The 19,687-nt window shown below is 63.4% G+C and carries 16 protein-coding genes; 3 read left to right on the top strand and 13 right to left on the bottom strand.

What is annotated here, in order from left to right; all coding sequences use genetic code 11:
* Position 1: 1 nt before the first annotated feature.
* Complete coding sequence (locus V8J82_RS01175; RefSeq protein ID WP_339971263.1) at positions 2-1,198, top strand: PQQ-dependent sugar dehydrogenase; 1,197 nt, start codon at positions 2-4, stop codon at positions 1,196-1,198.
* On the opposite strand, the gene V8J82_RS01180 is transcribed toward V8J82_RS01175, so the two are convergent.
* From V8J82_RS01180 to V8J82_RS01215, 8 genes are all read right to left on the bottom strand, one after another.
* Entirely contained in the window at positions 1,195-1,821 is a 627-nt protein-coding gene (locus tag V8J82_RS01180; protein ID WP_339971265.1) for a LysE family translocator, read from the bottom strand. The two genes, V8J82_RS01175 and V8J82_RS01180, sit on opposite strands and share 4 nt — an antisense overlap.
* 165 nt (positions 1,822-1,986) lie before the next feature.
* Positions 1,987-2,445, bottom strand: coding sequence for a hypothetical protein (locus V8J82_RS01185; protein ID WP_339971267.1), 459 nt, complete (start codon positions 2,443-2,445; stop codon positions 1,987-1,989).
* A 181-nt stretch (positions 2,446-2,626) separates the two neighbouring features.
* Positions 2,627-4,108, bottom strand: coding sequence for a hypothetical protein (locus V8J82_RS01190; protein ID WP_339971269.1), 1,482 nt, complete (start codon positions 4,106-4,108; stop codon positions 2,627-2,629).
* A 216-nt stretch (positions 4,109-4,324) separates the two neighbouring features.
* Positions 4,325-4,729 (bottom strand): hypothetical protein, encoded by a 405-nt coding sequence (locus V8J82_RS01195; RefSeq protein WP_339971271.1) that lies wholly within the window; start codon positions 4,727-4,729, stop codon positions 4,325-4,327.
* Positions 4,730-4,821: 92 nt separating this feature from the next.
* Positions 4,822-5,367, bottom strand: coding sequence for a hypothetical protein (locus V8J82_RS01200; protein WP_339971273.1), 546 nt, complete (start codon positions 5,365-5,367; stop codon positions 4,822-4,824).
* A 156-nt stretch (positions 5,368-5,523) separates the two neighbouring features.
* Positions 5,524-6,036 (bottom strand): GNAT family N-acetyltransferase, encoded by a 513-nt coding sequence (locus tag V8J82_RS01205; protein WP_339971275.1) that lies wholly within the window; start codon positions 6,034-6,036, stop codon positions 5,524-5,526.
* 77 nt (positions 6,037-6,113) lie between these two features.
* Positions 6,114-7,442 carry a trigger factor gene (tig, locus tag V8J82_RS01210; protein WP_339971277.1) on the bottom strand — a complete coding sequence of 443 codons (1,329 nt, stop codon included), beginning with the start codon at positions 7,440-7,442 and terminating at the stop codon, positions 6,114-6,116.
* A gap of 137 nt (positions 7,443-7,579) precedes the next feature.
* Positions 7,580-8,956 carry a 5'-nucleotidase C-terminal domain-containing protein gene (locus V8J82_RS01215; protein WP_339971279.1) on the bottom strand — a complete coding sequence of 459 codons (1,377 nt, stop codon included), beginning with the start codon at positions 8,954-8,956 and terminating at the stop codon, positions 7,580-7,582.
* Between the two features lie 187 nt (positions 8,957-9,143).
* Between V8J82_RS01215 and V8J82_RS01220 the strand changes: the two genes are divergently transcribed.
* Positions 9,144-11,366, top strand: coding sequence for a protein kinase domain-containing protein (locus tag V8J82_RS01220; protein WP_339971281.1), 2,223 nt, complete (start codon positions 9,144-9,146; stop codon positions 11,364-11,366).
* A 1-nt stretch (position 11,367) separates the two neighbouring features.
* On the opposite strand, the gene V8J82_RS01225 is transcribed toward V8J82_RS01220, so the two are convergent.
* Positions 11,368-12,024: a tyrosine-protein phosphatase gene (locus tag V8J82_RS01225; RefSeq protein ID WP_339971284.1), complete on the bottom strand. Its 657-nt coding sequence runs from the start codon at positions 12,022-12,024 to the stop codon at positions 11,368-11,370.
* 107 nt (positions 12,025-12,131) lie between these two features.
* On the opposite strand from V8J82_RS01225, the gene V8J82_RS01230 reads away from it, so the two are divergent.
* The gene (locus V8J82_RS01230) at positions 12,132-15,080 is read left to right on the top strand and encodes a protein kinase domain-containing protein (protein ID WP_339971286.1); all 2,949 of its coding nucleotides are present in this window, start codon (positions 12,132-12,134) and stop codon (positions 15,078-15,080) included.
* A 279-nt stretch (positions 15,081-15,359) separates the two neighbouring features.
* Here the strand turns inward: V8J82_RS01230 and V8J82_RS01235 are convergent, their stop codons facing one another.
* The 4 genes from V8J82_RS01235 to V8J82_RS01250 are packed head-to-tail and all read right to left on the bottom strand — an operon-like array spanning position 15,360 to position 19,660.
* Positions 15,360-16,310 (bottom strand): TSUP family transporter, encoded by a 951-nt coding sequence (locus V8J82_RS01235; protein WP_339971288.1) that lies wholly within the window; start codon positions 16,308-16,310, stop codon positions 15,360-15,362.
* 4 nt (positions 16,311-16,314) lie between these two features.
* On the bottom strand, positions 16,315-16,773 hold the full coding sequence (locus V8J82_RS01240; RefSeq protein WP_339971290.1) for a hypothetical protein: 459 nt from the start codon (positions 16,771-16,773) through the stop codon (positions 16,315-16,317).
* Between the two features lie 16 nt (positions 16,774-16,789).
* The gene (locus V8J82_RS01245; RefSeq protein ID WP_339971292.1) at positions 16,790-18,787 is read right to left on the bottom strand and encodes an FHA domain-containing protein; all 1,998 of its coding nucleotides are present in this window, start codon (positions 18,785-18,787) and stop codon (positions 16,790-16,792) included.
* A 9-nt stretch (positions 18,788-18,796) separates the two neighbouring features.
* The gene (locus tag V8J82_RS01250) at positions 18,797-19,660 is read right to left on the bottom strand and encodes a hypothetical protein (RefSeq protein WP_339971294.1); all 864 of its coding nucleotides are present in this window, start codon (positions 19,658-19,660) and stop codon (positions 18,797-18,799) included.
* Between the last annotated feature and the right edge of the window lie 27 nt (positions 19,661-19,687).

Here is a 19,687-nt window from a genome sequence, read left to right on the forward strand (position 1 = left end):
GATGCAGCGCGCCCTACCCGTCTTTCTTCTTGCTTTCGCCTCACCGGCCCTCGCGCAGACGCAAGAGGTCAGTCCAGCGGGCACTTTGCCCCTGACCTTGGTCAACGCCGCGACCCAAAGCGAGGCGCGCACGGTTGCCTCCGACGTCACGCTAACGGAACAGGTGGTGACCGGTGTTCTGGCCTCGCCCTGGTCGGTTGCGGTCCTGCCCGACAGCGCTGGGTATGTCGTGACCGAACGGGGCGGCACGCTGCGCCATGTCACTCGCGATGGCACTGTTGGGCCTGAGATCGCGGGCGTACCGAATGTTCGTGCCTTGCGCCAAGGGGGGCTTTTGGACATCGCTCTCGCCCCCGATTTCGCCGAAAGTCGGGTGATTTATCTCAGCTACGCGGCGCCCGACGGGCTGGCCGGGTCCGCTACCGCACTTGCACGCGCGGTCCTGTCCGATGATCACACGGCGCTGGACGAGGTCACCGAGCTTTGGCGGCAAACACCCGCCTCTGCCATACCGGCCCATTTCGGCAGCCGGATTATCGCCTTCGAGGATGGTCGCGTGCTGGTGACCACAGGTGATCGTTTCACCCCCGAAAACCGGCAATTGGCCCAAGATCCGATCAACGCAACCTACGGGGTCACCATCATGATCGGCGCCGATGGCGCACCCGAAGCGCCCGCCGTCGAGGGCGCCCTGCCTGGCGTGCTCAGCTATGGGCATCGCAACATCCAAGGCGCCGCGCTGCACCCTGAAACCGGCGCGATTTGGATGCTGGAACACGGGCCCGCGGGCGGCGATGAGTTGAACATCATAACCCCCGGTGCGAATTACGGCTGGCCCGAGGTCAGCTATGGCGTGAACTATAACGGCACCGATGTGGGGACCGGCGAGCAGATCCACGCGCCCGCTTTTGTGGAACCGATCTATTTCTGGGACCCCTCCATCGCGCCGTCCGACATGGTGTTCTACCAAGGGGATATGTTCGCCGATTGGGAGGGCTCGATCCTCCTGGGCGCGCTGGCCGGCCAATCGCTGGTCCGGTTGGAATTGGAGGGCGACAATGTCATCGGAGAGGAGCGCCTGCGCGAAGGCGAAGGCCGTGTGCGCGACGTGGCCGTGGATGAAGATGGTGCGATTCTGGTTCTGATCGACGATGATCCAGGCGCCTTGATCCGGTTGACGCCTGAAGGCGCCGACTAGGCGCCGCGGCTGGCGCGCAGGGCGAACAAGCCTGCCACGCCCAGGCAGGCCGCCCCGATCCGGTTGATGACGCGCATCACAAACGGCCCTTGAAGGTGGCCCCGCAAAGCGCTGGCCAACACCAGCCATCCTGCGCCGTTCAAACCGGCCACCACCAGAAATGTTGCCATCAAAACCGCGAATTGGCCGAAGGCTGGGGCGCTGGAATCCACGAATTGTGGAACAAAGGCCACGTAAAAGACCGGGCCCTTCGGGTTGAGCGCGGAGACCAGTGTCGATTGCCGAAACAACGCCCAAAGCGACCAGTCCGGCGCGGTATCATCGGTTCGGATCGCCGCGACCGGCGCATGCCAGAGGCGGTAGGCCAGCCATAGAAGGTAAAGCGCGCCGCAGATTTTGAGCGCTGTGAACAAGGTCACCGACGCCGCCAGGATCGCCCCGGCCCCGGCCAACGAGGCGCCCATCCCCACAAATGCGCCGAGCACCACGCCGGGCACTGTCGCCAAACCGGACCGCAATCCGTCACGTATCCCATAGGTGACCGTCAAAACGATGTTCGGTCCGGGGATAAGCACCACGATCGCGCTGGCGATGGTGAACGCAATCCAAGTCTCTAAGCTCATCAAGGGCGGCCTCGCATAATATGACGGTCCTGTGCCAGCGTAGCCTGCATGGGCGCCGGCGACGTGCAAGGCCTTTCCAGCGCCGCGAGGTGCCTAACGGCGCACGCCCTAAAACGCGAACGGCCCGTCTGGAGGACGGGCCGCATCATCATCTCTGATCGAAAATCAGTTGTTCCAGGTTTCCATCTGCAACTGAGCCGAGCAGTTCTGGCCGTTATAGGTACCAACCCAGATGTCGTAGGTGCCCGACGGCGCGTTCACCAGCGTCACCGCGGGGTCGAACCCATTGGTGTCATCGTTGTGGTACCAGTTGCCGTGCGCATCATTGACCAGCAGCACGGTGTCACAGCTTGACACGGCGCGGATCTGCAATCGGCGATATTGCGGCGACAGACCGTCGATCTGAAATTGGAAGTTCGGCTGAACGGTGAAGAACCCCGCCTGGCCGGTGCAATTGCGCAGGTTCGACGGGCCACCGGCATAGGTGTTGTAGCTGTCAGGCAGGTAGAGCGCCTCACCGGTCGTGTGGCCTTGCTGGGCACCGGGATAGGAATAATCGGGGCATGCGGCCGCGACACCGGCAGTGGCGGTCAGGATAGCGGCAGCGGCAAGGATCTTTTTCATCGTGTTACTCCGTAGGACGTCTTTTAATCTTTTTTGGAAGGGGGTTAGGGTTTTTCGGTATCAGTCTTCGGTTGATTTGGCCCCCGCGTCGGAGCGGCGGCTATGGGGGCCAAATTCATGATTTTCGGGCGCAGTGAAAGGCGGGAATACCCTACCCGCGCCCGACCGGATAGGGCCGGACTCAGAAGTTCCAGGTCTCCATCTCAATCTCGGCTTCGCAGGACGTATCTTCGCCGAACGCACCGACCCAGATATCCACACGGCCATTCAGCGCGGCGGTATCGGTCAGGTTCAACTCGGGCTGGCGATTGCCACCGCTATCGTCGTCGAAATGCCAGTTGCCCTGGGCATCGTGGATCAGCAGCGTGGTGTCACATTCGCTTTCGACCTCGACCTCCAGGCGGCCATAGGTCTCCATGCCAGACAGATCGAACGTATAGGCCGGTGTGGCGTTGATCACGCCCGTGCCGGGAATGCCCGAGCAGCTGGCCAATGCCGTCACACCACCGGCCAGGGCCGTGTAGCTGTCGGGGCTGTAAAGCTCTTCCCCGGTTGAGGCGACCGATGTGCCCTGCAACGCGGTTGTCGGGCATCCGGCAGTTTGGATCGGTGCGACGGGCGCTGGCGTGGGGTTGGGCGTCGGCGTGGGCGTGGGGGCCGGCGTCACGACAGGGGCCGGAACCGGTGTGGGCGTCGGCACCGGGGTCGGCACGGGGACGGGCACCGGCGTCGGGGCGGGCTGCACAACGGGCACGGCCTGCAATGTAAAGGTCCCGGCGCAGGAATTGCCGCCGAAGGTCCCCACCCAGACATCAACCCGGCCATTCAGGGCCGATTGATCGGTGATCAGCAATTCGGGCTGCAGGTTCCCCTGGCCATCATCGTTGTAATACCACGTCGTGTCCGAGCCGTTGACCAACAGGGTCGAGTCGCAATCGGCATTGGCACGCAGCAGCAGGTTGTGGCCCTGCATCTGCGACAGCGTCACCGAGAATTGCGGCACCTGGCTGGCTGTGCCGAACCCGTCGACTCCGGGGCAGGACGAGACCGACACGCCGCCGGTGGCCTGAGCGATGTAGCTGAGCGGTGCCAGCAACTGGTTTGCGGTGAAGGTCAGCGCCGGGCCGGGTTGCTGCCAAGTCGGGCATCCGTTGGCCGGGGCCGGAACGGGAACCGGCTGCGGCACCGGCACCGGGGAGGTTCCGCCGCCGAAGGTCTGGACCGACAGGTTGGCCGGGCATCCATTGCCCGAGAATGTCCCGACCCAAACGTCGACACGGCCCTGCACATCCGGACCGCCAAGACGCAAACCGGGGTTCAGGCCGATATCGTCATCGTTGAAATGCCACTGGCCCGTCGCGTCATTGACCAACAGCGCCGGATCGCAGGACGAGCCAACCGACAGTTCAAGCTCGCGCCCGGCCATATTCGACAGGTTCAGCGTGAAATCAGGGGCGGCGCGGAACTGACCAAAGCCCAACACACCCAAGCCGCATTGATCGAGCGTGAAGTTCCCACCCGCCTGGACGCCGAGGTTGATCGGTTGGAACAGCTGGCTGCCATCGTAATTCAAGCCACCCTGGGACAGGGCAAAGTTCGGGCAGGCATAGGCTGCGCCACCCATGGCACACAAAGCCAGTGCGCTTGCAGTCATCAGACGCATGATTGAAGGGTCCTTCCATTTTGGCCGCGCGCGAAGGGGGATGCGTCGCAACCTTTTCATTATGTAATGGGATCAGATTATGGGATTTTTGTGGCTTGCCAACGGCGGAAACCCTGACCTCGCGAATATGCTGCGCAGGGTAGGGCCTGATGCGTGGAAGGCCCAGGCACTTTTCACGCGGCGCACGGGAAACACCGGCGCCGCGTGACATGCGATTTAGCCACCGAACAGGCGCTGCCACAGGGTGCGGCGGACGGGCTGATCGGTGATGATCACGGCGGTATTGGCGCCAAGTGGCGCGGCGCGGCTAACCTCATCGACCACGCCTCGCAACGCGATGGTTTCCGGATGCGTTTCGACAACGCGCAGCCGGGTGATGGAGGCCGGGCGTATGACCGGGCGCAAGGAGGTGACCGGCGCGATACGGATCGGTGTCGCGACAGCAACGCGGGGAGTGGCCAGGGCATAGCTACGCGGCGCGTGGACATGTCCACGGGTCAGGCCCAGATCCGCGGCCATCGCCGATGGGTTGAGGAATTGCGACATATCCTGCGCGGCGACGGGGGCGCTCATCAGGGGCAATGTGGCCAGGGCGGCCATCAGGGGAAGGGTCTTTTTCATGGGTCAAACTACTCGATTAAAATGGGGAGGGTAGGAGGAAGAGCGGCCCTGCCCCGCGGCCTGTGCAGCGGGACAAAACCAGGGCGGGGTTGTTACAGCGTGGGCCAAGGGATCAGCGGACCACGGGGAAAACCAAAGCTCTGCGGCACATGGCTGCGCGGCAGGGTGAGGCGCGGCCCGCCGGGAAAGCGATGGCCGAAATGGTAAAGATCGCCGTAGCCGTGCGGCAAGGCATAGGAATGCGGGCGCAGGGGAAGCGCGGGCGGCACAATCCGGATCATCGGAAACAGCGCGCCAAGCTGGCCATGGCGTTCGGTGAAACTCTCGCGCGCATCGGCGTAATCCTCGGCAAATGCCTCAAGCTCTTCGGCGTAAAGATCCATGCGCTTCTGCGCATCGGCCAGCGCCCGGGGCGATGTGCCGAAGGGCCCGATCGCGGCATCACCGGGTGTGCCGCAGGCCACGCCAAGTTGCGCGCACATCTCAACCATGCGCTCGAAGGCGGGGTTGGCGTAGATATTCGGAAGGACCTGGATATTGGGCCGCTCGGTTGGCCGCTCGACAATGATGGTATCGGCCTGGGCCGATCCAAGCGCGGCACAGAGGCCAAGCGCGGCGAGAAGGGTGTGTTTGAACATGGCGGGTCTACCTTGGAATAAAGGGCGTAAAGAAAATGTGTTCGTCATTAAAAAGGCCGGGGGTGTCGGCGATGCCCAAACCATGACGGCTTCTGGCGCTGATATTCAAATTCCGGGGTCGGTTATTCGATAACAGATCGCGTTAACGTTTTGGCATCACTGAGAAAACGTGATGCGCATGATCCAGTCATCTTGCGGTCGTCCATCCAGGGTCAGACCGGCGGGGACGGTCTGAATATGGACGAATCCGCAGGCGCGATAGCAGTGGATGGCGCGGGTATTGTAGGCCAAAACCTTCAGCGAGACTGCCCGTAACCCCATTCCATCGCGACCTTGGTCCAGGGCCAGTCGGATCGCGCGACGCCCTATACCGCGCGCCAAAAAGCGATCCGCGAAGAGTCCAATGGCAAGCCATGCCTCGCGGCCATCTTCGGACAGGTTGTGCAGGCGCACCGCGCCGACGGCGGACTTATCCGCCTCGATCACCCGCGCGTAGGGCTGGCTGCGCATCCAGGCGAGCCATTCGGCAGAGCGCTGTGCCGTCGCCTGCGGCAGGCGCGCGGGATCGCCGCCATACATCCGGTTGATTTCTGCGGTGGGCGGAAAACCTTGATGCATCCGGGCATCGCTGTCGCGCATCGGGCGCAGGGTCACATCGGGTGGCTGCATATCCCCCACCCTGCCCCAAACGAAAACGCGCCGCCAAGGGGCTTGGCGGCGCGCAATCGCATCAGGTGGAGATGTGCTTATTCTTCGTCGAGTGCATCCACCGCCTCTTTCAACTCATCTTTGGAGACCTCTTTTTCGGTCACCTCGGCCATCTCGGTGATGAAATCGACGACCTTGTCTTCAAACAAAGGCGCGCGGACCTGCTGCTGGGCCTGCTGGTTCTGCTGAATGAACTCGAAGAAGGCACGTTCCTGGCCCGGATATTGGCGGGCCTGGGTCATGATCGCTTGGGTCATCTCGGCATCGGTGACCTGAACGTCGTTCTTCTGGCCCAGCTCGGCCAGCAAAAGGCCCAGCTTCACGCGGCGTTCGGCAAGCTTGTTGTGCTCTTCCGTCGGTTCGATCTTATCGTGATCGTGGCCTTCGACATCGGGATTTTCCTCGTGCCATAGCTGGTGGGCGATCTGATCGGCCTCGGCCTGCACCAGCGACGGCGGCAAGTCGAAGCTGACCACGTCGTCCAATTGATCCAGCAGACCGCGCTTCATCACCGCGCGCGCGGCACCGGCATATTCCGATTTCAGACGGTCGGTGATCTGACCTTTCAGGGCGTCGAGATCCTCGGCGCCGAATTTCTTGGCCAGTTCATCATCGATTTCAGCCGGGACAGGTTTTTTCACGTCTTTGATGGTGCAGGAGAAGATGGCGGGCTTCCCGGCCAGGTTCTCGGCCTGATAATCCTCAGGGAAGGTGACCTCAACATCGATCTCTTCACCCTTCTTCACACCGATCAGCTTTTCCTCGAAGCCCGGGATGAACTGACCCGAGCCCAGGACCAGCGGGAAATCTTCGGCAGAGCCCCCATCGAAGGCTTCACCGTCGACCTTGCCCACAAAATCCATCACAACCTGATCGCCATCGGCCGCCTTGCCGCCTTTCTTGGTGGCGAAGTTCTGGGCGTTTTCAGCCAGGTTGCCCAGCGCTTCGTCGATATCGGCATCGGCGGGCGCCACGGTCAGCTTTTCCAGCTTGATGGCTTTGTAATCGACATCGGGGATTTCGGGCAGCTTTTCGTAGGTCATGGAGATGACGACATCGTCGCCCTCTTTCCAATCCTCGTTCACCATCTTCACGTCGGGCTGCATGGCGGGGCGGTCACCGGATTCGTCCAGGTGGCCCTGCATCGCGGCATCGACGCTTTCCTGCATCGCTTCGCCCATCAGACGCTGGCCAAACTGCTTTTTCAGCAGCGCCATCGGCACCTTGCCCTTGCGAAAGCCCTTCATCTCGACCTCGGGCTGCGCCTCTTCCAGCTTGGAATTCACGCGCGTTTCCAAATCATCCGCGGTGACGGTGATCTGGTATTCGCGCTTCAGGCCCTCGGAGAGCGTTTCGGTGATCTGCATATTATCCTCGTGGCGGCAAACTCGGGGTGGGCAACGCGATGTGCCCGAACCCCCAAGGGTCGGGTGAAAATTTGCGCCGTTCTAGGGGCGCGCGGCCCGGTCCGCAAGGGGGGTCCGGGCCAAGATTGCAAAGGTTTCTAGCCTGCAAGCGCGTCGGCGACGACCTGTTTGAGGTGCAGGCCCTCCACCGCGCTGAATTCCAGGTCCTCGCGGCCCAGATAGGCGCCTTGATTGATCGCGGTCCAGCCGTTTACGGCAAGCCGGTAGCTGGCCTCGGGATCGATGTCGATCTGGGCTGCGTGGACGAAATCGCCACTGCGCTGATCGAGGCTGGTGGCCAGGTGCTGATTGGCACGGCCCATGATGGCTGTAAGATCCGCACCGCTCAGCTCGACCATCTGAATATCGCCGTCAAAGCGGATATAGGCGTCGAAGTCATAACGGGTCACCTCACCCTGGGGCAGCGGCTGGCCAAAGGTCGTATGGCCCAGCATCGCGATATCGGCCCCCGCCGCCGCGCGCACGGCCTCGGCCGCGAACAGGATCGAGGCGGGCAGATCGCGCGCCACGTTGGTTGTGCCGATCACGGCGGTTTCCTCGGGCGTCAGATGTTCGGCGAGCGTGGCCGCGATCATCTCGGCCAACGCGCCGTCGGCGTCCATCTCCACGCCGATGGGCCGCATCTCAACCGTCGGGTGCGCGCCAGGCGCCAATCCGATCACCGTCAACGCCCCGGCCCAGGACCCGCCATGCACATAGGGCACCGGCATGCTCTCATCCACGAAGCTCAGGTGATCATGGGCGCCGATCATCGCAACGCCCTCGGGCAATGTGGGCAAAATGGCTTTGTCATCGGCCACACCCGCATGGCTGAGCATTAGGGACATGTCATTGCCTTCAACCACGGCCCCAAAGGTCTCGGCGGCGAAGGCGGCCGGGTCCAGAAATTGCAGCGTCTGCCGCACCGGCTCGCGATAGACAAACGGGTTTGTGGCGGCGAGGCCCAGGGCGCCGATACGGTGGCCACCCGCGGTGATGGACGTGGCATAAGGCGCAAAGAAGCGCCCGCGGCGGTTGTCGATCAAGTTGCCGACAACGTGCAGGCCTAGCCCCTCGGCCTGCGCGACGGCGGTGGCCATATCGTCGACCAGCGCGGTTTCGTGGTTGCCAAGGTTCAGGATCGTCGGACCGCGGCGCACAAGCGCGTCCCAAAAGGCCAGATCGACCGAACCGCCGGAGCGTAGGGCCGCGACATTTCCCCGCTCGAACGTATCGCCGTTGATGATGAAGATCATCGGGAGCCCGGTTTCGGCGCCGATCCGGTCGATCTCGGCCAGCACTTGCGGGAGGCGCGCATAGGGTGAGTGCAGATCGGCCATGCTCAGGGCCAGCACCTCGGCCCCGCCATGGGCCTCGGCGCGGACCCGGCGCGGCAATGCGGCGGCGGCGGGCAATGCGGCCAATCCCGACAGGACCAGACGGCGAGACAGGGCAAGTGTGGCAGGACGGGACATCGGCAATTCCTTTCGGGTCTTTGTTGCGCACGCGCCCGGTTAGCCTTGCTTGATGAAGCGGATGTGACATCTGCCAAACAGCGTCGCGCGTAAGGGAAACCGGACATTTACCATTGTGTCAGGTTTCGTCATATTTGACACATGTGCGGCCCCCTTCCCTGCCATCGGTTCAAGGACACAGCGACAGATGTCTGACGATCCCAGCAAAACCAAGGTCCTGTTCGACGGGCCAGCCGGTGAGCTGCCGGCCGGGGCTGAGCTGTCGGGCGGCATGTACCGCGTGACCAACCGGATCGCGGCAGGCGGGTTCGGCATCACCTATGAGGCGCGCGACAACCTCGACCGGAAGGTGGCGATCAAGGAGTGTTTCCCGGCGGGTCTGGCTTTGCGCGCGGGCGATTTCACAGTCTCCGCCGCCAGTGCCTCGACGTCTGAGCCGTTTGAGACCGCGCGCAACCTGTTCCTGCGGGAGGCGCGGACGCTTGCGGTGCTGCGCCATCCCAACATCGTGCATGTCCAGACGCTGTTTGAGGAAAACGGCACTGCCTATATGGCGATGGATTACATCGATGGGCGCGATCTGCAGGAGGTGATTGATACCGATCCCGGCCTGCTGACACCGGCCTATGTGATGGAGCTGACCCGCGCCCTGCTGGGCGCGCTGGATTATCTGCACCGCGATGCGCCCGCCAAGGGTAAGGAACGCCTGCTGCATCGCGATATCAAACCCGCCAATATTCGCATCGATCCGCTCGATACGCCGGTGATCATCGATTTCGGCGCGGCCCGGCAGGAAACCAAGAAACAAAGCCGCGCGGCGGGCACGTTTCGCGTGGTCTCCGACGGCTATAGCCCGAATGAATTCTATGTGGCGGGCACCGAACAAGGCCCGGCCTCGGATCTCTACTCCCTCGCGGCGACGCTGCACCATTGCATCACCGGCGCGGCCCCGGCCCCTGCCGATGAACGCGCGCAGAAGGTCTCGAACGGCGAAGACGACCCCTATGAGCCGATTGCAGGCCGCTTTCCGGGCCATGACCCGCGGCTTCTGGCGCTGATCGACCGGGCGCTGGCGCGGCCCATGAAAGACCGCCCCGCCGATGCGGCGGCCTGGTTCGCGGCCATCCCCGACGCGACGACGCGCATCGTTGAGCCTGACGAAACACCGGCGACGCCCATCGCGACGCCCCCGCCGCCCCCCGGATCAAGCGGATTTTGGAAAGGCGCGGCGCTTGGCGGCGTGGCGCTGGCCCTCCTCGGCGGCGGGGCCGTTGCCCTGGCGCCGGGTCTTCTGCCCGCGGGCGGAGGCGACATGGACGAGATGCGCCGCCAATTGGACGAAGCGCGCGGCTCTGCCACCGAGATGTCGGGCACGATAGAGATGCTGGAAGCCCGCATTCGCGAGGCGGAAGAATTGCGCAGCGCCGCAGCCGACCGCGCCGACGATCTGGAGGCCCGTGTCAGCGACCTGCGCGAACAGCTTGATGCGGCTGCAGAAGGCGATGATGCGCAAATGGCCACGCTGCGCGAACAGCTTGCCGAGGCGGAAGCGGCGCGGGAGGAGGCCGATGCCGCCCTGGCCGCGATGGAGCAAGACTTCGAAGACCTGCAGTTGGAATTAACCGCGGCACTCAGCGTACCAACACCCGAAGTGACCACCATCGTCTCGGCGCGCGACGCCGCACAAGCCGAAGCCAGCCGGTTGGAAGCCGAAGTGGCGCGCCTGCGCGAGTTGCTCGATGGCGGCGACGCGACGGCCCAATTGGAAGAGGCGATTGAGGCGCGCGACCGCGCATTGCGCGATGTGGATCGCGCCCGGTCCGATCTGCGGCGCATGGCCGAGGACCTGTCGGAGGCCGAAGCCGAAGCCAACCGGCTGCATGGCGAATTGCGCACGGTCCGTGCCGAGATCGAATTGGCACGCGCCGCGGCCGCCACGCCCAACCCGGGGCCCAATACCAGCGGTGCCACGGGGAGCGCGGCGATTACCGGCTGCCCCAGCTTTGCCGATCCCGGCCCCGGGCGCGCCTTTACCGGGCCCGAGATCTTCTCGACCCAGGCGCTGCAAACCGTGGGCGGCGGCGGCACCGCCCTGACCGATTGCGCTGGTTTGCCCGGTAATGTCAGCGGCTTCACCGACCGTGCACCGAACTACACGCTTGAGCTGAGTGAAATGAGTTTGTTTGAGCGGTTGCAGATCAACGTCACCGCCGAGGGCTGCGATCCGACATTGCTGGTCAACACGGCGGATGCGGCGTGGCATTTCAACGACAATGCCAATGACAGTCTGCTTCCGGAATTGAACCTGACTGGCGCGGAGGCCATCGAAGGCCGTATCGATGTCTGGGTCGGTACGTTGGACGGCCGAAGCTGCGATGCGACAGTGCATGTGGCCAGTTGGTTGAACTAGCCTAGAGCCTCAGACTATCGGGCTGATACTCGGTGGTGATCCAATCGCGCAAGGGGATCTGGTCCCGGCTCAGTCGCACCTGATACGCATCCAGAAACCTGTCAAGCACACCGGTCTTTGACCATTTCAGATGCAGATGCCGCAGGTTCAACGCCTTACGGGCCTGCGCGACGGGAACGCCCTCGATATGGATATGCCATAGCGCCGCCGCCAAGCCGGTGCGATCGGCGCCGGATTTGCAATGGATCAGCGCGGGCCGTTCGAGCGTGTCGAAGATATCAAGCAGCAACAGCAGGTTGCGCGCGGTGGGTGGCTTGCGCGCAGCCAGGTTGACCGAGCGCAGGCGCAATCCCAAGGCGGCGCAGGTCTCGGCCTCTAGCAGATAGGTGGCGCCTTCGGGCGCGCGCAGGCTGATCACCTCGACAATGCCGCGATCCTTCCAGCGACGCAGCATCGCCGCATCGGGATGGTTGGCGCGGTAGAGGCCCGGGGCGATCTGCCCCTCATTCCGCCACAGATGCCGCAGGATACCGTGATCGACCCATTGCTCAAAAAAGCGCGCCTGCCAGCGGCCCAGATCGCTGTCGATCTCGGGCGTATAGGGCCCACGGATCACCGCGCGTGCGGCGCGGACCTTGTCTGACACGGTGATGCCCATGGCCTTCACCTGATCCAGAGCGGGGCATTTTGCAAGACCCCGCCGCGCGGGGGGCGGGAAAACATCCGTTTACAAGTTACCCAAAGGCGCGCGACACTCACGCCGTTATGTCTGACGGCATCCCTTCCTCCGGCGATCCCGAGGGTCGCACCATGCAATTGCCTGCCGGTGAACTGCCACCCGGCTGGACATTGCTGGGCGGCCAATATGAGATCGTGCGCCTGATCGCCTCGGGCGGATTTGGGATCACCTATCTGGCGCGGGATACGTTGGAGCGGGACGTGGCCGTCAAGGAATGCTTCCCGCTTGGTTTGGCGCAACGGCAAGCCGCCACCCATGTGGTCAGTGCGACATCGGCCGGAACCTCCGAACACTTCGACACGGCGCGGGCGCAATTCCTGCGCGAGGCGCGGATGCTGGCGCGTCTGGATCACCCGAATGTGGTGCGAGTCCAGACCCTGTTCGAGGAAAACGGGACCGCTTATATGGCGATGGATTTCATCCATGGCCGTGATTTGCAGGAAGAGATCGTCGCCCAAGGCGCGCCCATGGCCCCGGCTCGTGTGCTGGAACTGGCCCGCGATCTGTTGGGCGCGCTGGACTACGTCCATAACCAATCGGTTCTACACCGCGATATCAAACCGCAGAATATCCGGATCGACCGGTTTGGCGCGCCGATGCTGATCGATTTCGGTGCCGCGCGGGCGGAAACCCAGGCGCGCTCGCGGATGGCAGGCACATTCCGGGTGGTGACCGACGGCTACAGCCCGCATGAATTCTACGTGTCTGGCGCCAAGCAGGGCCCGCATTCCGACCTCTATGCGCTGGCCGCGACGCTGCACCATTGCATCACCGGGGCCGCACCAATCGCGGCCGATGAACGCGCCTCGGCCCTGGCAACCGGTCAAGCCGATCCGTATCAACCCATCGCAAGCGCCTATCACGAGCAAGATGCCCGCCTGCTGCACCTGATCGACCGCGCCTTGCGGATGAGCCCGGGGGATCGTCCCGAAACGGCGACGGCGTGGCTGGAACAGCTTGCCGATGCGCCCACGACCATTCTGGCGACCCCATCCGCCGTCACGGAAACGCCGCCCCAAAAACGCGGGCGCTTTGTGCCGGGCTTAATCGTGGGGGCGCTGGCCATGGGCGCGATGGGCGGTGGCATTTGGGCCAGCCAGCCCGGTTGGTTGATGCCCGGCATGGTCGAGATGGAGGCGCGCATGGGCGCGCTGGAAGACAGCCTGGCCAGCGCCGAAGCCGCCCGCGCCGCCGCAGAGGCGGAATTGGGCACGCTGCAAGGAACCCTAGCTGCGGCGGAGGCGGAACTGACTCGCCTGGAAAACAGCGATGGTGACATGCGCGCCACGATGGCCCAGTTGGACGCCGCCCGCAGCGCCCGTGACGCCGCCGCAACGCGAATCGCCGCGCTTGAGGCGGATCTCGCAGATCTGGCCGCCACACAAACTGCGCTGACCGAAGCGGGCGCTGAACGCGATGCCGCCCTGGCCCGCGTCGCCGAGCTGGAAGCGGAAAGCGTCGCCGCCGCCGAACAGATCGCCGCTTTAGGGGCCGAGTTGACCAGCGCCTTGGGCCAGATCGACGTGCTTACGCCGCAAGCCGAGAGGCTGACACAGGTCGAAGCAGACCTGACCGAGGCCGAAGCGGCGCTATATGCCGCCAATAATCGCGCCACCACCCTCGAGGCGGACCTGGCCGCGGCCCTGGAGGGGCGACAAGATCTGACCGCCCTGCAAGCCGAATTGGACGCCTTGCAAAGCGCCCTGGAGAATGCGGAACAACAGCGTGATCAATTGATGACGCAAATCGCCACCGCCGCGGACGTGCCGGTCAGGGATGGCAATGCCGGGCAAGTGGAACGTCTGCGCGATCGGGTCGCCGCGCTTGAGGCGGAGAATGCAACATTGCGAGACGCTTTGGCCCGGGCCGAGGCGGCGCTGGCAGCATCAGGCCCAGATGAAACGGCCCCACCCGATCCGCGCGCCTGGATTGAGGGAGCAATTCTGCCGGCGCCCAATGGCACCGTTGCGCTATTGCCGCGCTTTTCGTGGGACAATCAAACTGTTGCGCTGACCGACAGCACCGGGGGCATCGCGCTTTATGATCGGGAGACCGGCGCTTATCGCGCCCACCTGGCCCGCGGCATCCCCGAAGAAATCACCCGGATCGGATTTTCCAATGGCGGCGGCTATATGATCGCCACCACTGCCAGCGGTACGCCCGACCGATTGTTCCATGTGCCTTCGGGCCGCGAGATCCGGCGCTTCAGCCCCACCACGGTCACGACGGCGGTGCGCGCCATCTCGCCCGATGAACGCTATTTCATCTATACCCGCGCCGATGCCAGCGGGCAGACCAGCGTCGTGATCCAATCGCTGGCCGAAGCGGCAAATGCCAATGTGGTCCCGTCCGAGCGCATCCTGGCCTCGATCCCCGCAGGCCAGCAGGTGCGCGTGGCCTTCGCCCAGACGAGCAACGATATCGTCGTCATCCGGCCCGGTGAGGTGCAGCTTTACGCGCCGGACGGACAATTGCTGCGCTCGGCGGCGAACCGGATGGGACAGATCGCGGCAATGGCGCCGATTGGGCGCGATGATGGGCTGCTGATCCTACGCTCCTCCGGTGCGGTCGTGCTGTTCGACAATGCGATCAACCAGCGCGAGTTGGCCAATATCGCGCCGCGCGCCACCTATACCAACTATCGCCTCTCCGGCGATCGGCGCAGCTTTTTCCGCGCCAATGCCACCACCTGGGAAGTGTTGGATCTGACCACCGGAACGATCCGCGGATCCGGGCCCGTGGGCCAAGGATATGGCGACGCGGATATCTCGATCTCGCCCGATGGCGCGATGATCTTCATCGGCGCGATCGATGGGCGCCCTGCACGTCTGCTGAACGTCGATACCGGCGCCGAGATCCAGCAATTCGGGGCTGCCGATGAGGGCTATTTCAGCTTCGACAACCTGTTCTTGGCCACTGGCGCCGAAGGCGATCCGAGCGCACAGATCTGGCGGTTGAACCAAGCGACGGATTAGGGACGAGCGCGGTTATTGCGTTACAAAAGCCGCAAAGTCATCGCGTTGAGCGCGCGGCGACGGGCCACGGTGCGGCGACCCAACCTAACTTCTGAGCGCTTTATTGATCAAAATCCGCCAAACCTCGCGTCAGTGCATAAGTTCAGCCAAATCGCCGTGCCAGGGGGTGGCCCGGCGATGCGGGGCGGCTTCGCCGCTGTTAACCCGCTGAAGCGCGTTTTCAGACGCCGCCCTTAGCAGCATAACACCGTTCTAGACTCAGGCATCCCCAATCCGGCCCTAGGTCGCCAACAGATACACGCTCGACGCGATAATCCAGAGCGACGCAAGCGTTTTGAGCCACAAGCTGCCCAGCACCTGCGCGATCCCTTTGGCCAGGAACCCACCCACAATGGCCCCCGGCACCGCGATCAGAGCAATCTCCAAGCGCACCAGCCCGGCGAAATACCCGTCCCAAAACCCGGTGATCACACAAATCACGCTGACCCACACCGCCACGGCGATGGCAACCTTCGTCGGAAACCGGCGCAGGATCAGGTAGATGGCTAGAAACTCACCGATGCCCACGGAAAACAACGCCGTGACTGCACCACCGATGATGCCCAGGCCCAACAGCACCCACAACTCTCCGGGGCTAACCCAAACTTTGCGGTCCTTGGCAGCCTGACGGCGTTGCAGCCAGGTGAAGATCAACAACGTGATGCCAAGCGCCAGGGAGAAGAATTTGAACCAAACAATCAGCTGATCGCCTTCGACATCGACAAAGGCCTGGGTCAGCAAAAGCGCCGGGATGCCCGTGGCCAGGGGTGCAAAGGTCAGCGCCGCCAGGGTCTGGGACGAGACCTTTTCATCCCAGGCCAGGCTATCCTTCACGAAGATCGCATGTGCCCAAGTCAGCGCCCCGATAGACATGCCAAAACACTGGATGGTGAAGGACACCGCCACCGATTCCTCTGGCTTCAGCGTGGCGATCTGCAAAAGCTCGGGCGGGATCATGATGCCGCCGTCTTGCAGGGCCGCGAAGACCGGCACAAAGACCACGCCACCACCGGTGCCGGTCGCATTGGCAATAATCGCGCCCATGATGCCGACCGGAAAGAAGAACCAAAGCCCCGCCAACACCTCAGCCGTCAGGGCACTTTGCCAAAACAGCGCCAGATAGGCGGCCAACAGCAGGGCCAAATGGATCGGGATCCACACCTTCAGCAAAGGCTTCATCGCGGAGATCATGGGCTCACATCTTCCCCAATTGGCCGCCCTTGAACCGCCAGCGCACGAATATCGCTTGCAACGGCCCGAGCAGCGCCAAGAAGGACGGGATGAAGACCAGCAGGAAATGCACACCCGCGATGCGCAGCCCACCACCGCCCTGGAAGGCGAAATCCGGCAGATAGGGGATCAGCCCTGCGCGGGCGACAAAGAACACGATGCCGAATTCCACCCAGGAAAAGAAGAATTGGTAGGCAAAGGGCCAATCGCGGTCCCATCGGGTGGTCTGGATGAAGATATAAACCGGGTCGAGCAACAGGCCGAGCCCGGTAATCGTGCAGAGAAACCAGACGAAGATCTGGATCGTGCGCCAATCCCAGATCCAACCGGCAATGGCATAACCATAGATCAGCGTGATTGGCAGGCCGATGATCAGGAACAACAACAGGCGCGTCTGGATGCGGCCAGCGAGAGTGGGGATCATTGGAAAACTCCTTCGCTCAAGGCCGTGCGCCGACCATCCACTTGGTCCACCCGGCCAGCGACCGCAGCGGGCCGAGATTCGGGACCTTGTGGAGGCCTTCGGTCACTTTGTGATCGACGGCGCGGATCGCGGAATATTGCAGGCCGAGGAAACTATCGACGGCCAGATAGGGCCCGCCCGTGGTGATCGTGCCCGCCGCATAGACGCGGCCATTGCCATTCCGCAGCCCCTCGATCTCAAAATCATTGGTGCAGCGCAGGCCGGTCGGCCCACCTTGGCTCGCCGTGCCGTTGGTCACGCGATAGGCGTGGTTGCGCGGCAGATGGTAGATATCGAGCAGATCGGCCAGGAACGGAGAGCGCCGGATATCGGCGATCAGCCCAGTGCAATCGATCAGATAATCGCCATTCAGCACCACATCATTGCCGTCGGTCGTAGCGATGGTCACCTTCACGCCGGGCGGGTCACCTTCGATCGGGTCAAGGCCCGAGATGTTCCCGTAAATCGGCTCGTACCATCCTTCTTCCGCGCCGCGTTCGGCAATGGCGATCCAATCGGAGCGTTCGGCGGTTGTGGTGCCGCCCAATTGGCTGAGCATCACGCCACGCGCCTCTTCGCCCGCATTCTCGTACTCGACGCGCAGATCGCCGCCCCAACAGCTTTTCGGCCAATTGAACGGCTGGATCTCGACATTGTTGCGCACCAGACGCCGGGCCTTGCGGAAGACCGCGCCGTCGCGCACACCGATGGCCGAGCGCATGGAGTGGAGAATGCGGATATCGGGATTCTTTTTGCGCGCCTCAAACAGGCGTTGAATGATCCGGCTGGCCACGATCCCCCTGCCCCGCACAACCACCTGAACGGGGCCGCCGCGACGTTCGGCCTCGACATACATCTGGTCATGGGGCTCATAGGCGTTGGCGACCTGCGCGCGGCTGTCGGGATGGTTGGTGATGAAGGTCTGGAAGTCATCCACAAAGCGCGTGGCCGGATAGCCGGTGGCCAGATGCACGACATCGGCGATCAGGTAGCGGTTGCGTGTCTGACCGGTCGCCTCGCCGCCCCAGAGCTTGTAGGCGACGGCATAGCGCCCATCCGAGGTTTTGCGCAGACCCAGCACCTGGGCCTTCAGGAACATCTCGCGCCAGCCGATGCGTTTGGCTTCGATATCCAGGCTGTCGAAGACATCACCGGCTCGCGGCGTGTAGCTTTCGGACAGAGTCGGCTCGCCAAAGACCTGGAAAATGCCCTTCACGCCAATGCCCTTGCCGACCTCGCGCATCGCATAGCCGGGGAAGCCCCAGATATTGTCGGGCCGGCTAAGCGAGTTTGACCGCAGGCGCTCATGGTCGGGGATCTGGCTGTTCTTGCAGTAGCGTTTATAGGTCTGATAACAGACCTCCTCGGTGCCGATGGCGCGGATATCGCCGGTATCCACGCCGTAGCAACGCAGGTGATCGACCCAGACAAAGCTGCCCAAACCACCGCCCACGGCAACGAACTTCACCTCTTCGATCGGATGGCCCGAGCCGCGCAACGCCTCGATCCCGACCACCTCTTTGCCCGCAAATTCCGCATCGGGAAAGCTGCGGCGCGGCGGCGGCGGGGTGTCGTCATCGGTCATGACCAGACGCGAGACGAGGCTTTCATCGACCTGCACCCCGGCGATCCGCGTGGCGCTGGCCGGGCTGTCGGCGGGGGCGAGCAATTCCAGCACCCAGCCGGGGATCGAGATCTGATCACCGGTCTCCAGCGGCTGTTCGTCCACCCGCGTGCCGTTCACATAGGTCCCGTTGGTGGAGCCTTCGTCACACACCCGCACATCCTCGGCTGTCAGAACCAAAGACAGATGGGTCCGGCTGACCGCATCGCCCGCCAAGGGCACGTCTGCCTCGGACGATTTGCCGATCACGAAGGCGCCGGGCTCTTCGCATAACAGGATCCGAGAAGGGCCCGTATTATTGCCATCGATCCCAATCTGCCGGACACGGAAGCGGACAGGAAATGTAATCATTTTAACCCCTTACGAATGAACCCAATAGGACGTGCCGTCGCCCAAGCGTTGACCGCAATAGCGGCAATTCTCACCCGGCAAATACGGATTCAACTGGCGGCATTCGGGATTGGTGCAGCTGAGGCCCTTGCCATCTTCAGACGACATGATGCGCAGAAGCTGACCACGGATTTCCACGGTATCCAGATGATCCATCGCCACCGCCTCGTCGCTGTCCATCATCCGCCGATTGTGCCACACCTCGTCGGGCGCGCCGCAAATCGCGGTGATGCCCCCCGCGCCATCAGGGCCGATCATGACGAGGCATGTGGCCCCTTCATCGCGGACCGCCTGCAAAGCTTCTGCCGCTCGACCGAGGCGGCGGCGCATCAGAACCTCTGCCCCGCTGGTGACCAACGCGATGGAGACGCCGTCGAGATCGAGCGCCTTCAGCCGCCCGGTCGATGAGCTGTCATAGACCAGGTGCAGGGGTTGACCGATGCCGTCCACACGCGCCTGTTTCGGGGCACAGATCGAGATCCGCAGGCCGACCGTTTCGAACGCGCGCACGGCCCCTGCCGCCAGACGCGCGGTGCCACCGCGCCCCATCGGCACCGGCTGTGCGCCTGCCGACCCGATGGTGGCCACCCCGTTCGACGAGGTATCGGTGACGATCAATTGGCCATCCGGCCCCCGTATCACCGACAGATGTTGCCGCGACAGCGTGCCAAACCCTTCGCCGAAATGCACCACGCGCCCGTCACCCGCACTGATCCGTCCGACATTGTCGGCCCCGAACCGGCCAATCTCCACCGGAAGGCGTAAGGTCTCGGTCTGCAACAGCACGGCACCGGTCCCCGCATCACGGATCGAGATCTCAACATCTTCTGTCATATAAACGTTCCCCGTCGTGTCTTTTAT

The sequence above is a fragment of the Gymnodinialimonas mytili genome (assembly GCF_037544085.1).
Taxonomy (GTDB): Bacteria; Pseudomonadota; Alphaproteobacteria; order Rhodobacterales; family Rhodobacteraceae; genus Gymnodinialimonas; species Gymnodinialimonas mytili.

What these genes read in the sequence shown, in the direction of transcription:
- V8J82_RS01185 (WP_339971267.1), bottom strand. Translation starts at nt 2,445, where the DNA reads ATGAAAAAGATCCTTGCCGCTGCCGCTATCCTGACCGCCACTGCCGGT.
- V8J82_RS01190 (WP_339971269.1), bottom strand. Translation starts at nt 4,108, where the DNA reads ATGCGTCTGATGACTGCAAGCGCACTGGCTTTGTGTGCCATGGGTGGC.
- V8J82_RS01195 (WP_339971271.1), bottom strand. Translation starts at nt 4,729, where the DNA reads ATGAAAAAGACCCTTCCCCTGATGGCCGCCCTGGCCACATTGCCCCTG.
- V8J82_RS01180 (WP_339971265.1), bottom strand. Translation starts at nt 1,821, where the DNA reads ATGAGCTTAGAGACTTGGATTGCGTTCACCATCGCCAGCGCGATCGTG.
- V8J82_RS01245 (WP_339971292.1), bottom strand. Translation starts at nt 18,787, where the DNA reads ATGATTACATTTCCTGTCCGCTTCCGTGTCCGGCAGATTGGGATCGAT.
- V8J82_RS01205 (WP_339971275.1), bottom strand. Translation starts at nt 6,036, where the DNA reads ATGCAGCCACCCGATGTGACCCTGCGCCCGATGCGCGACAGCGATGCC.
- tig (WP_339971277.1), bottom strand. Translation starts at nt 7,442, where the DNA reads ATGCAGATCACCGAAACGCTCTCCGAGGGCCTGAAGCGCGAATACCAG.
- V8J82_RS01200 (WP_339971273.1), bottom strand. Translation starts at nt 5,367, where the DNA reads ATGTTCAAACACACCCTTCTCGCCGCGCTTGGCCTCTGTGCCGCGCTT.
- V8J82_RS01220 (WP_339971281.1), top strand. Translation starts at nt 9,144, where the DNA reads ATGTCTGACGATCCCAGCAAAACCAAGGTCCTGTTCGACGGGCCAGCC.
- V8J82_RS01230 (WP_339971286.1), top strand. Translation starts at nt 12,132, where the DNA reads ATGTCTGACGGCATCCCTTCCTCCGGCGATCCCGAGGGTCGCACCATG.
- V8J82_RS01250 (WP_339971294.1), bottom strand. Translation starts at nt 19,660, where the DNA reads ATGACAGAAGATGTTGAGATCTCGATCCGTGATGCGGGGACCGGTGCC.
- V8J82_RS01225 (WP_339971284.1), bottom strand. Translation starts at nt 12,024, where the DNA reads ATGGGCATCACCGTGTCAGACAAGGTCCGCGCCGCACGCGCGGTGATC.
- V8J82_RS01235 (WP_339971288.1), bottom strand. Translation starts at nt 16,310, where the DNA reads ATGATCTCCGCGATGAAGCCTTTGCTGAAGGTGTGGATCCCGATCCAT.
- V8J82_RS01175 (WP_339971263.1), top strand. Translation starts at nt 2, where the DNA reads ATGCAGCGCGCCCTACCCGTCTTTCTTCTTGCTTTCGCCTCACCGGCC.
- V8J82_RS01240 (WP_339971290.1), bottom strand. Translation starts at nt 16,773, where the DNA reads ATGATCCCCACTCTCGCTGGCCGCATCCAGACGCGCCTGTTGTTGTTC.
- V8J82_RS01215 (WP_339971279.1), bottom strand. Translation starts at nt 8,956, where the DNA reads ATGTCCCGTCCTGCCACACTTGCCCTGTCTCGCCGTCTGGTCCTGTCG.